Origin of the sequence: Herbaspirillum huttiense, assembly GCF_047300815.1 — a bacterium.
GTDB lineage: Bacteria > Pseudomonadota > Gammaproteobacteria > Burkholderiales > Burkholderiaceae_D > Herbaspirillum > Herbaspirillum huttiense_A.
This window is the reverse complement of the sequence record NZ_CP178608.1, coordinates 2,748,926-2,761,268: the sequence shown is the minus strand read 5'-3', so window position 1 is coordinate 2,761,268 and position 12,343 is coordinate 2,748,926. Positions and strand designations below refer to the sequence as shown.

Annotated in this window: 12 protein-coding genes; 6 read left to right on the top strand and 6 right to left on the bottom strand. The window is 50.7% G+C overall.

The annotated features are described in order from the left end of the window. Window positions 1-165: 165 nt before the first annotated feature. A complete protein-coding gene (locus ACLRDN_RS12790; protein ID WP_034332047.1) occupies window positions 166-348 on the bottom strand; it encodes a hypothetical protein in 183 nt (60 codons plus the stop codon). 282 nt (window positions 349-630) lie between these two features. Here ACLRDN_RS12790 and ACLRDN_RS12785 point away from each other — a divergent pair, with 282 nt between their 5' ends. The 5 genes from ACLRDN_RS12785 (at window position 631) to ACLRDN_RS12765 (ending at window position 4,939) form a co-directional block, all read left to right on the top strand. Continuing rightward, on the top strand, window positions 631-1,233 hold the full coding sequence (locus ACLRDN_RS12785; RefSeq protein WP_413456568.1) for a phosphatase PAP2 family protein: 603 nt from the start codon (window positions 631-633) through the stop codon (window positions 1,231-1,233). A gap of 60 nt (window positions 1,234-1,293) precedes the next feature. Continuing rightward, window positions 1,294-2,064: a membrane protein gene (locus ACLRDN_RS12780; protein WP_034332043.1), complete on the top strand. Its 771-nt coding sequence runs from the start codon at window positions 1,294-1,296 to the stop codon at window positions 2,062-2,064. A 68-nt stretch (window positions 2,065-2,132) separates the two neighbouring features. Next, on the top strand, window positions 2,133-2,891 hold the full coding sequence (locus ACLRDN_RS12775) for a hypothetical protein (protein ID WP_413456567.1): 759 nt from the start codon (window positions 2,133-2,135) through the stop codon (window positions 2,889-2,891). A 21-nt stretch (window positions 2,892-2,912) separates the two neighbouring features. After that, a complete protein-coding gene (locus ACLRDN_RS12770; protein ID WP_034302295.1) occupies window positions 2,913-3,578 on the top strand; it encodes a response regulator transcription factor in 666 nt (221 codons plus the stop codon). After that, a complete protein-coding gene (locus ACLRDN_RS12765; RefSeq protein WP_413456566.1) occupies window positions 3,554-4,939 on the top strand; it encodes an ATP-binding protein in 1,386 nt (461 codons plus the stop codon). The genes ACLRDN_RS12770 and ACLRDN_RS12765 overlap by 25 nt, the downstream gene beginning before the upstream one ends. A 64-nt stretch (window positions 4,940-5,003) precedes the next feature. Here the strand turns inward: ACLRDN_RS12765 and ACLRDN_RS12760 are convergent, their stop codons facing one another. The 5 genes from ACLRDN_RS12760 to ACLRDN_RS12740 all read right to left on the bottom strand — a co-directional run bounded on the left by ACLRDN_RS12760 (window position 5,004) and on the right by ACLRDN_RS12740 (window position 11,510). Then, the gene (locus ACLRDN_RS12760; RefSeq protein ID WP_413456565.1) at window positions 5,004-6,755 is read right to left on the bottom strand and encodes a hypothetical protein; all 1,752 of its coding nucleotides are present in this window, start codon (window positions 6,753-6,755) and stop codon (window positions 5,004-5,006) included. Next, window positions 6,752-7,732 (bottom strand): ATP-binding protein, encoded by a 981-nt coding sequence (locus tag ACLRDN_RS12755; protein ID WP_413456564.1) that lies wholly within the window; start codon window positions 7,730-7,732, stop codon window positions 6,752-6,754. The genes ACLRDN_RS12760 and ACLRDN_RS12755 overlap by 4 nt, the downstream gene beginning before the upstream one ends. 15 nt (window positions 7,733-7,747) lie before the next feature. Beyond that, the gene (locus ACLRDN_RS12750; RefSeq protein ID WP_413456563.1) at window positions 7,748-9,790 is read right to left on the bottom strand and encodes a hypothetical protein; all 2,043 of its coding nucleotides are present in this window, start codon (window positions 9,788-9,790) and stop codon (window positions 7,748-7,750) included. Between the two features lie 560 nt (window positions 9,791-10,350). Continuing rightward, window positions 10,351-11,169, bottom strand: a complete 819-nt coding sequence (locus ACLRDN_RS12745; protein ID WP_413460389.1) for an IS3 family transposase — start codon at window positions 11,167-11,169, stop codon at window positions 10,351-10,353. Beyond that, window positions 11,148-11,510, bottom strand: coding sequence for a transposase (locus tag ACLRDN_RS12740; RefSeq protein ID WP_209568292.1), 363 nt, complete (start codon window positions 11,508-11,510; stop codon window positions 11,148-11,150). Before ACLRDN_RS12740 ends, ACLRDN_RS12745 begins: the two co-directional genes overlap by 22 nt. Between ACLRDN_RS12740 and ACLRDN_RS12735 the strand changes: the two genes are divergently transcribed. Beyond that, entirely contained in the window at window positions 11,509-12,051 is a 543-nt protein-coding gene (locus ACLRDN_RS12735; protein ID WP_413456562.1) for a winged helix-turn-helix transcriptional regulator, read from the top strand. The two genes, ACLRDN_RS12740 and ACLRDN_RS12735, sit on opposite strands and share 2 nt — an antisense overlap. Window positions 12,052-12,343: the final 292 nt, after the last annotated feature.

Below are 12,343 nucleotides of genomic sequence, written 5' to 3'. Positions count from 1 at the left end.
CACCCACTTGGCGTGAGCCTCGGCCAGCCGCGCGATCTTCTTCGCAGAGTAGTGAGGAGTTATGCCAGTGCAATCCATCCGTGAGAGCACGGAGAAGCCCATCAAGATGATGACGGCGTTGCCCCCATACCGGCCATTCAAATTTCAAATGGCCGGCTTGCTACTTTAGGCGTGCGTATCGATCATCGTGCCCAGGGTTCCCGACATCGGCTTGGCCTTTTCGACTTCACCCGGGCGGCTATTGTCATGATCCCCGTCACTATCGACTTTGCTGGCGTTCTGGCGCGGATTGGCCGTCACAACATTGTTGTAAAAGCTACTGGAGAGACTGCTGATCGCTGAAGTCATGGATGGCTCCTTTAGTTGATGGATGTTGCCAGATAATAACTCTGGCAGCATGAGCCTATTGACCAAGACTTAGCCAGACCTTAGGCCGCCTCGATATCTGCTATCTAGCTTCTGCGGCAATGTTTTACTGCTTAATGTGGACTCAGTCTCGGCTAAGTTTTCCGGGATACATTTCCACATCTCTCAATCTTCATGCTCATTTTACAAAGAACGATGCGCCGTGATTGATGCAAGCCATCATCAGGTTGACCATCCGCCATCGTTCACTGCCAGACCTCCATCATGGAAAACATCAATAAGATTCTCTTCTTGTGGTTGAACGCCACTGCCCATCCCCCTCAGTTTGCCGTTGACCTGGCCACGGTCATTGCAACACTCCAGATCTGGATCATTCCGCTTACGATTGCCCTGATTTGGCTGCGCGGCGATGCGTGTCAGCGCAGAGCCATGCTTGCCGCGACCGCAGCCGGTCTGATTGCATTGATGACAAATCAATTGATAGGCATGATCTGGTGGCATCCTCGGCCGTTCATGATCGGATTGGGACACACACTAATCCCACACGCTGCCGACTCTTCTTTTCCCAGCGATCATCTGTCTCTTTGGTGGGCGGTAGCCTTCACTTTCCTACTCAACCCTTCGCTGAGATTCTCCGGGATTGTTCTCGGCTTGCTGGGCATACCGCTGGCATGGGCACGTATCTATCTCGGGGTTCACTTCCCGTTCGACATGGCAGGTGCCGCCATCGTGGCGATGCTTAGTACCACCCTCATTCACCATCTTCCTCATGGGTTTCTTGGTTCCATCTACAACGTCGCGATCCGTATTCATTGCCGCGTCTTCTCTAGGTTCATCGTGAAAGGGTGGATTCGTGGCACCACCTAAGTGAGAGCTAAGTCCAAGCACTCAGACTTCTCAATATCCAATTTTCATGAGGAGATCAACATGGACGGTCAACAAGTCAAGCTCCACCAGTACTGGATGAATAAGGTTCCCGAAATCGGCTTATCGTTCTGGATCATCAAGATCATGTCAACTACGGTAGGCGAGACTGGGGCGGATTTTCTGGCCTTCAATGTTGGATGGGGCCAGGCAATCACCAGTGCGATCATGGCAACCTTTCTTGCCACCGTTCTGTTTGCACAGTTGAAGACTCGCCGTCATATCCCTTGGCTCTATTGGACGAGCGTGATACTGGTCAGCATCGTGGGCACCCAGATTACCGATCTCATGACCGATAGCCTGGGTATTAGCTTGTATGTCAGCACCGGCATCTTTTCGCTGTTGCTCGCCCTGATCTTCTTAGTGTGGTATCGCGTCGAGCACAGCCTTTCCATTCACCATATCGTGTCACGTCGCAGAGAGCTTTTCTATTGGGCCGCCATCCTGTGTACCTTCGCTCTGGGCACCGCCGCCGGTGACCTGGCAACGGAAGCATTGGGCCTCGGATTTGCCTGGGGTGCGGTGACCTTCGGCGCGCTGATCGCAATCACTTACCTCGCCTGGCGTCGGGGTGGCAATGCGGTTTCCAGCTTCTGGATTGGCTACATCTTGACAAGACCTTTCGGCGCAGCGCTGGGCGATCTGCTGACACAAAACAAGGCAGACGGCGGCTTGGGAATGGGAACAATGTGGACCAGTGCCTTGTTCCTCGCGGTCATCATCATGTTGGTAGTCGCCGCCCAGATCGGCACAAGCAGGCAGCGATCGGCCTGACGGCTGTGGGCGATTAAACTTTGGCTCGCCGAACTGCTGCATCTGAAATCAATTTCGAAAGAAGATAGATGAAAACATATTCTGAAAATGTATTGGCCAAAGTGCCGGAAGTGACACTGGGATTCTGGCTCATCAAGATCGCCGCAACTACGCTTGGCGAAACTGGAGGGGATGCGGCCTCCATGTCGTTGAACCTCGGCTATCTGACCAGTACGGGCATCTTCGCGGCGTTCTTTGTGATTGCCGTGGCGTACCAGATCAAGTCCAAAACTTTCCATCCTTTGATCTATTGGAGCACGATTATTGCCACCACCACCGTCGGTACCACGCTGGCTGATTTCGCTGATCGTTCGCTAGGGATCGGTTACGCCGGTGGCACTACCTTGTTGTCCGTGCTTTTACTTGCATCACTGTTACTTTGGAAGCGCACGCTCGGTTCTGTTTCCGTGAACACAGTAAGCAGCCCGCGAGCAGAAATGTTCTACTGGATCACGATCATGTTTTCGCAGACATTGGGCACGGCACTTGGGGACTGGACAGCGGATAGTGCAGGACTGGGCTATACCGGCGCGGCTGCGGTTTTCGGTGGACTGCTCGCTTTGTTGGTGTTGGCCTACTACGGAACAAAAATCTCTCGCACACTGCTATTCTGGACGGCATTCATATTGACGCGGCCACTGGGAGCCGTGGTGGGCGACTTTCTCGATAAACCTTTGAGTGCCGGTGGCCTGGCTCTGAGCCGCTACGGTGCATCCATCGCATTGCTGGCATTCATGCTGTGCGCCATGCTGGTCTTCCGGCAGAGAGCGGCAACGGCATCACATTGATACCATTCGAATGGAGGCGACATGCGAGTACTGCTGGTCGAAGATGACGCGATGATTGGTGAGGCGATTCAGGCCGCCTTGAAGGATGCATCGTACGCGGTAGACTGGATCAAGGACGGACAAATCGCCATCACGACCATCACTGGCCAACACTACGATATCGCTCTTCTGGATTTGGGCTTACCTGGCAAGGACGGGTTAGATGTTTTGAGGAGCATACGCGCAAAAGACATACCAATTCCTTTGCTCATCATCACGGCGCGTGATGGCCTTGATGATCGCTTGCAAGGCCTAGATGGCGGCGCAGATGACTACGTCCTCAAGCCGTTTCAGATGGCCGAGCTGCTGGCCCGCATGCGCGCGGTTTTGCGGCGCAAGGGTGGAATCGCTTCTCCTTTACTCACCAATGGACTGCTATCGCTCGACCCGGCTAGCAAGGAGGCAAGTCTGCGAGATGGAGGCTCGATACAGTTGTCCAACCGTGAGTTCGCTCTGCTCCAGGCATTATTGATGCGTCCGGGAGCAATTCTGTCGCGCAGCGAATTGGAAGACAGAATTTATGGCTGGAACGAGGAAGTCGAAAGCAATGCGGTCGAGTATTTAATCCATTCCTTGCGCAGGAAGCTTGGCAGCGACATCATCAAAAACGTCAGGGGGGTAGGATGGATGGTCTCAAAAGCCGGCTGAACGAATCGGTTCAGTTGAAGCTCTCCGTCATACTTTGCCTGGCGATTTTAATAGTAGCCATAGTAGCGGGGGTATTTTCATTCGTTTCCGCGCTAGATGAATCGCACGAATTACAGGACGATATGCTTCGTCAAATCGCTCACCTGATGGAGCGTCAGCGACTTTCGCCTGCTTCTCCTGTGCCAGAGGTCAGTTACGCTTCTTCGAACGAAGAGTCTCGTGTCATTGTTCAACATCTTGGTTATTCCGCCAGCAAAGCGGAAATAGATGCTGAAGAAGCACTTCCTCTTTCGTCCACGTTGACGGTTGGTCTGCACGACATTGATGCGGCGGGAGAGAATTTTCGTGTGCTGGTTCAGACGATGCCTGGCGGCGAACGCATCGCTGTCGCCCAAGAATCTGATTTTCGCAACGAAATCGCCAGAGACGGTGCGCTGAGAACCATCATGCCTTTCTTGCTTCTGGTTCCCGTCCTGTTGTTGATCGTCGCCGATCTGATCCGAAAGATGTTCCGTCCCATTGCGGCATTATCCAAGGAAGTGGACCAACGCCAGGATGAGCAATTGCATCCGGTAGAGGCAAGTCATTTCCCCGTCGAGGTAAGACCGTTTGCAGTAGCGATCAATCGATTGCTAGGTCGGATAGATCAATCCATGGCCTCGCAGCGGCGATTCGTCGCGGACGCCGCGCATGAACTGCGCTCTCCCATGACGGCCATCTCTCTGCAGGCGGAAAGGTTGGAAGAGGCTGACATGTCCGAACAGGCAAGGCAACGCTTGCGCGCATTACGGGAAGGAATCGACAGAGGCCGTAACCTCCTCAATCAACTGCTAGCGTTGGCAAAAGCCCAATCATCCGTTTCCGCCGTGGCTACGCCTATCTCCGTCCAGTTCATTTATCGCCGCGTGTTGGAGGACCTGATGCCATTGGCCGAGTCCAAGCAAATCGATATCGGCGTGGATGGTCAGCGAGATGCCCACCTGTTGGTTGGCGAGCTCGATCTGTTTTCGCTCCTCAGAAATCTTGTTGATAACGCCGTTCGCTACACCCCGAATGGGGGCAAGGTGGATCTTGCAATCGAAGTTGACGATAAAAACGTGGCCTTGATTGTCGAAGATAATGGGCCAGGTATCCCGGTGGCCGAACGAGCGCGCATCTTCGAGGCATTCCACCGGTTGCTGGGCAGCGGTCAGATCGGTTCTGGGTTAGGTTTGTCGATCGTGAAGGCCATCGCAGACAGGTTGGGTGCAAGCATCACGCTTGGCTTTCGTGACGAATCTAGTCAATCCGGCCTGCGCGTGACGGTCAATATTCCGAGTCAATTAGTGAGCCAGATAGAAGTCGAAGTCAGTGAAATCTAAGGAGCTATTATGTCGAACAGTATTCAAGAACAATATTCGCCCGTTGCCAAGTTTTTCCATTGAATCACGGTGCTGCTTGTGCTCTATGGACAGCCATTTTTAACAAGGCCAACGCGGTCCTAGATGAAATATCTGACGTCTCAAGATTGAGTTCTATTGTCCGAGCGAAAAACTTCCCATCTTTTGGAAAAATTACATAATGGAGTTGTGGGAGATTGCCTTTAATGAGCAATTTCTTTTTTTTGAACCAACATGGCTGTACGGGAAACCTTGGTAAGGTTCCTCTAGCAGTTGACCACCCCTTCTCCCCTTTGAAGACTAGACATCTCTTGGGCAATGAATTGATCAATTGCTTAAGCTTGCATTTAGCTTGATTGGAGAAAGTATCTCGACGCTCACTTTTACTTACTTGGCGCCGCTTTCTAGGCGCCACCTGAGGATAACCAAGAGCCTCTATGCGTAAAACGTATTGATCGTTTTTTAAGCCAGCGGACCAATGAGAAATACTGTCTTCGATTTTTGGACGATCGCGCACGAATTCAATTATATTATTCTCTTGTGACGCCGCTTGCTCAACGCATCTCTTCCAAGAAATCCATAGATAGTCCGCTTCGGCCCTATCGCGGATCCACCTTAAGCCCTCCACATCTCTAAAATTATCAAGAAAATTTGGAATAAAATTGGGCATAGAAAAAGGTGAGGCTGGTTGAGGGTCAGGCCTTTTATTTGATGAACTATGAAATCCGTTCAATTTTTTAAAATTCGTTTCGCCACCATATAAGCAGAAGAATAAATAGGCTCTAATGAGCTGATTATTCCTTGCTTGCTCCGGTACGTGGTACTGAAGGGAAAAGCTCTCAAGGTCTGTTCTCCATCGATGGACCGGTGGCACAACGTGACGTCTTAGATAACGACAAATCGCGGAATACGTACTTCTAGTACTTACCCAAGGTGAATCCCCCAACATCTTACGGCGATACCATCGATAGCGTTTTTTTTGGGCCAGATTCCGCACTATCGTGTCGACAAATTCCGTGGAGGATCGCTTCAAGGAGGTGTGGTGAACCGTGACTACACGATTTTCTGAGGACGACCAGCTATCAAACACATAGGGAACTTCAGTCCGAAATACTTTTGACCAATATTGGATTGCCCTGTTGGTTTCGGCTTGTTGGTCGATCGTGCCTTTCAAATAAACATGGGCACCACAACGTGTCAGCCATTTTGTATAGTCCCGAAAGACTTGTACTTCTTCATTTGAGATCGTTGGGGAGCGCGATGCTTGCAGGCTGAGTAGCTCCTGTCTTCTGCAGGTGCAAAAACCTGCTCCCCCAATGATGGATCGATCTATTCCGTCAAGAAATGGCTTTCCGCACTTGCAGGCATCTTCCAGGGACTCGTCGTGTATTGGACATCGCCGTAAGGCTTCTAGCGACATCAGCACAGTGTGATAACCGGCATTCAGACATTTTGGGCAAAACCGAAGACTGGGAAGAAAGAGCGAATCCTTCAGCGGCAACCCTCCTAGGTGGGAAAACCTCAAGTCGTTGATGGAGATCCGACAGAGTCTAGCTACACGGCTCAGATTGATTGGAAGCTTTCCTGGAACTTGAACCCACGGTCTTTGGGCAAGTTTTTTTTCACCAATGGGGCTGCAAAAATCAGCTTGAAATTCATCTAACGTCGGACCGTTGAGAACTACAAAACGGTGCAGGGTAAGCCATACCGACTGAAAATCCTTGCTGGCCCAGTCGCCCCAGGCCACCCTGTAAGAGGTGGATTTTGTTTTCTCCTGATAGGCCGATCTTATTCTCATACCCGCCCCCTGCCAGGTTTCTTACGCAGGAAGGCCGCGGTAACAAGTTGGAGATGGCGGTCAAGAGCTGTTTTCGCGATGATTTCTGCAAGTGACTTTTCGGAGCATAATTCGTCCCAATTTTCACCAGCTGCATTGGCCTTCAGAATTGCTTCCACAGTACGAGCAAAATGCTGCATCGGAATCTCAATACTGGCCTGCATTTCGATGTACTCCTTGGGAAAGAATTTGACAAATGTCTCCCATAAAATTTGAGATAAGGAGGTAAGTTGGCCGGGCCGCATCCCAAATGCTTCGGTAAACGACGTGCGACTGTTTGCTGGCCATTCAGAATCATTCTCATAGCCAATCAGCACATATTCCACCTGTTCGATGCTGGAAATGCCATGGAATTGCGCTGAGCGAACAAAAAAACGTGCTGACACATGCGCATTTCCTGTGAGCGCTTGGATTGAATGAACATAATCCAGTTGATGAGACCCGATTTGAATTACGGTTAACATCACTCCAGCATTTTCTATCTCATTTTGAAGCCCAGTGAGCCAGATTAGCTCCTTATCTGTCATTGTTTGAGCTTCGTCAATCAGTAGTATTGCGGTGTTGGACGCACCACCTTTGGCGAGGGCAAGAAAACAGTTAATTGCCATTTGCTCCTTCTTGCGAGGTGTCTGCCGGGAACCCCAATACTTCTGACCAGCCGCTCGCAAAACGTCCGAAAAAAAAGCGCCTGCGCTGTTATGAGCCATAGTGCGGTTGACAATAACAAGGGGAATCTTTTTCCCGAATCTCTCGCTGAGAATCTCGCTAAGGAAATACTGAACTGCCCTGGATTTTCCATAGCGAGACGGCCCCCAGATATAGCCACCTGTAGCTTGCTCTTCAATCCAGTCCCCGATTACTTCTGCAAGTTGGTCAATCGCCGGCGTGAAAATGGCATATTGCTTGGAGAGGATGGGATGTTGGGGAGGCACCTTCATGACCATTTCATGCCTCTATTTAACAACCGTTCTGCGTCGGGCAGGTAATTGGCTTGGGGAGGTCGACGCAAAATCTGCCGTTGCATTTGTCGCAGCTGACCCAGTTTTATCGAATGAGCGAGATTTTTTTCCGGGATTGGATGAGCGAGAGTCCGCGATAAGTGCATCGATTTTCTCGCTGATTAGCTGATTCCGATCCACTACGTCTTGATGGGAACGGACTAAAGCCTCTCGTGCCTCAAGGTAAGCAGGATGAATAGGTAGTTTCCCTTTGGGGCAAGACTCAGCGAAATCAAGAAATTCCAATACTGGATCGACGTTTTGAGCCAAATGCATGACTTTTCTGGCAACGAGGGAATTTATCTGCTTACGAACACGCAGAGTGTGTGGAGTCAGGTGCCAAGGAGGATGGGCACGTAGGTGGCCAAGAATTTCGCCGTCTGAGGTCGAAACCATGATGACGCATGCGTTATATTCATCATCATTGATAGCCCATATTTTCTCTCCGACTAGATCTTGCCGGCGGTCGAGCCAATCAGCTGAATAACGGCTCCCCTCAAAATTGATGTATGGTCGCCGGCCAGTTTTATATCCCCCTTTCACCGTGCATGGTTTGCGTACGCTGAAAATGCAATTAACATCCATTGGATCCGCATACCGAGGATTGAAGTCGCCCCGACCGCTGAGGTAAATCAGCACTTCTAGCGGCGAGCGATTACCTAGACTTGTGTGAGGGGAAGCATTGTAGTTAGCGATAAATACATCAATCAGTTCCTGTGCGTATTCATATTGGAACTGACTAGTCACGGCGATCATTTCACCTGACTTACCAAGATTTTCAGACGCTTTCCCTCCGGTTGTGTTGCTCATGCGTTGAAAGCCGTTTTTCCCAAGTTTTGTGAAAAAACTTTCAATAAAGGGGCGGTCATCTTTACTACGACGTACCGCATAGCTGTTATTAGGGGTCACAAGCACTGTCCCAGCAATATCTCTTAGTTGTGTTTCCACCGTCTTGCAAGTATTTGCTAAAGCCCCATCGACACTAAACTCGTCATAACAGATGCCCACGAAGCGATCACTGCAACCAGATGGAAGCGCAGCGTTTGCGGTATAGGCTTCGTCGGAAAAAGTAATTTGTTTCCGCTTCCACTTACTGAGTGACATCTTGATCGCTTGAAGTACATCTGACTTGGAGACCTCTTTTCCCATTGAAAAATAGTATCCAAGCACTGCTCTGGTTAGGACTTCTAAAATAACGATTACCCAAAGCCGATGCACGATCTTAGGAGTCGCATCTCCGTCCAGCTGAGGAACCATCACACAAAATCTGCCGTCCAGCTTATGGGCATCAACCTCCACACGCTGAAACACCCTCAGTACAGGACGCCCGGTCCCATCTCCGGCTTTGGCTTTCTTCCCAAGATCCGCACCACCAATCGCCAAGGTTGCTTTGGCGGGATTATTTTCCATTGTTCGCTCAACAAAACGACGAATGGCGGCGTATCCAATATACTTGGTATTAAAAGGCCATTCCCCTCGAGCTTCAATCCCTTCCCTACGGAACTGCGTCAGCAACCACTGCCACAGTGCTTTTTTCGGTTTTTTGGATTCAGTCAGGCGTACTTCTGAACTGGCCTTCAGAATTCGCTTCTCAAAATCAATCCTGATTTGAGGGTAGCGATCGAATGCAAGTCGAAGCGCCCCGGATGTGCCGCGCCCCCAATCATCAACTGTCATAGGTCTTTGGCGGTTGTACCCCTTGATATTCTGATTACGAATAAGAGCACGCCATCCGTACAAACGACCGTCAGGATGAATTGCCAGACAGCGCTCCCGAATGAGTCGATAGACCTGGATTCCGCCGATACCACATCGGGCGCGTATTTCATCGTAAGATTTGCCGCTGAGATAAAGCATCACCGCGTGCTTTCTTTTAAGAAAGTCCAAGCGGTGCTCTTCTGCAAGCGCAGCAATGTCTACCGACGGCCAGAGAGATAGGTCGGCGCTATCGGAAAGGCCCTTGACACTACGGCCACGTTGCACATCCCCATCATCCATACGCTCACCTCGCTAGGCGGGGATCGTCATTGAATTTACAAAATTGGTACTTTCGGCGCGTAATTTACAAAATCAGTACCAGCCATTGGTACTGAAAGTGTAAGCCGAGCCTCGGCAAATTCAAGGAATACTGAGGGTTCAAGGGAAGTCGAGATTTACAAGATTAGTACTATGGCCGGCTAAGTATATGTATTGGTTATGTTTCCCAAATTGCAGGCCATAACATAGAACCCTATGTATGAAATGTTCATAATTTAATATAAGCCATTGATTTAAAATGCCTTTCCCTTCTGATTTCAATCAAGACTTGTCATAAGGTTGCTGCCGACTATCATAACGGCCATGCGAATAATCCCTTGCCGACTGTCCAATGGCCGCCGTATTCCAGTCTTGTTTCGAGATACACCGCCGCAACCGGTGTTGCTGCCATTTCTTTACCTCGCGCTCAAGCGGCAGTACAAGGCGTACAACACGATTCGTAATGATCTTGTTGATTTGCATTGAAAACTGACCCACTTTTGGAGTGAACCCCTCGGGCTGGACCAAGGTTGGTCGAGAAACTAAGCCGCTTGCCGAGCAAGTTGTGCTTCGAACTGGTTAGGTGATTGATAGCCCAGCGCCGAGTGCATACGCCGTTCGTTGTAAATCTCTTCGATGAAGTATGGCAGTCTCGCTGCCACGTCGTCGAATTTCTCATATCCGGCCAGATAAACCTCTTCGACCTTAAGCGTCTTCATGAAGCTTTCCGCCTGGGCGTTGTGATATGGATTGGCTGGAGCACTCATCGATCCTATCAGACCAAATTCCTCCAAAGAATCCCGGTATAAGGCACTGGCATATTGGCACCCACGATCCGTATGGTGAATGCAGGTGCCGGGCGCCGGCTTGCGAATTCTGTAGGCGGCCGTCAGCGCGGCCAGGGCCAAAGGCGTGTCTATCCGCTTAGATAAAGCGTAGCCGATTACCTTGCGGCTGCAAGCATCCAAAACAACGGCCAGGTAGATAAAGCCGGATGCTATTCGGATGTAGGTGATATCGGCAATCCAGACACGATCTGGCTCCGTTGGAATGATGTTCTGATAGTGATTAGGAAAGACGGCGACGTCGGTTTCAGTGCCGGCCGCCGGCTTGAACCTGCGCCGATGATGGCCGTATACCTCATGCTCACGCATGATCCTGGCTACGCGCTTGTGATTGACCACATGCCCGCGTGCCCTCAATTCCAACGTGATTCGACGATAGCCATAGCCCGGGAATACATCGTGGATGTCTTCTATCAGATGGGCCAGCTCAGCATCACCGAGTACGGCAGTAGCCGGCCTGGGCTGATAATAGTAGGTGCTACGCGGCAGATCGATCATTTGGCATCCTCGTCGGATGGAGCAGGCTTGGGGCCGCTGATGATCGATGAGTTCTCGCTGTTGCTGACGAGTCGTAGCCGTGGCGTTTTTTTGAGGAGATCCAACTCCATCGTCAGCTGGCCTACCTTCCGTTCCAACGCGGCAATATGTGCTTCGTACTCTGCAACCGTCGACGCAGCAGCATCTTCTGCATCCAGCTCACCGCGATCAAACTGCCCTAGCCACATCTGCATGAGATTGGCCGACAAGTTATGAGTCTTGAGCGCCTCGCGTCGCCCTATCTTGCCGCTGCGAATATCGCTGCATATCTGTATCTTGAATTGCGGGCTGTGCCGCCGATATGGACCTCGTGATGCCATGATGTCGCTCCTCCTGAGAAGGCTCGACAAGCGTATCACTTCATCTCCTAGCCTTGGTCCAGCCCGAGGGTTCACTCCATTTCCCAGGAAATTTGCATCCAAAGTTGACCCATGTTTAGACCACAATCCTGCTCATGACAGCGAGCGGGAGAACGGAGTGATAGACGTGGCCCTACTTGGAATTATTCGACGCTGGTACATCAGAGACCGCATCTCAATTCGGGAAATCGCCCGCAGGCTCGACATATCCCGCAACACAGTTCGCCGCTACATCCGATCCGATGTCAGCGAACCTGCTTATCCAGCAAGGCGTTCGCCAAGCTCGCTCGATGACTTCACCGCCAGGCTCTCCGCTTGGCTCAGCGCAGAGGCGGTCAAATCTCGGAAGCAAAGAAGGACCCTGAAACAGATGTTCCTGGACTTAAGAGAGCTGGGATACGAGGGGTCGTATGACCGGGTGGCTGCCTTCAGCAGGCAATGGAAGGTGGGTCAAATGGAGAGGGTCAAATCTGCGAGCAAATCAACACACGGTAGGACATAAGCCTATTTTGCCCACCCATAATAAGTTGGGTGGCGGCCGACTCAAATAAGGTGAACGAATCGCGACAGCGCTGATACTCATGCACGATGGCTATGCAGTGTTGTCGATCAATCTCGGCGTCATCTAATTTCATCGGTTTAGGGATATCCTAGAATTATTGGCAACGTTACATTGGTAGCGACACTTTAACCGGCAATGAAATAGGAAATCCAGGGAAATGACCGCGAATTGAGAGCCAGCGGTTATGAACATATTTTCGTGAACAAAACTAACTGCCGAGCAAGAAAAAAAT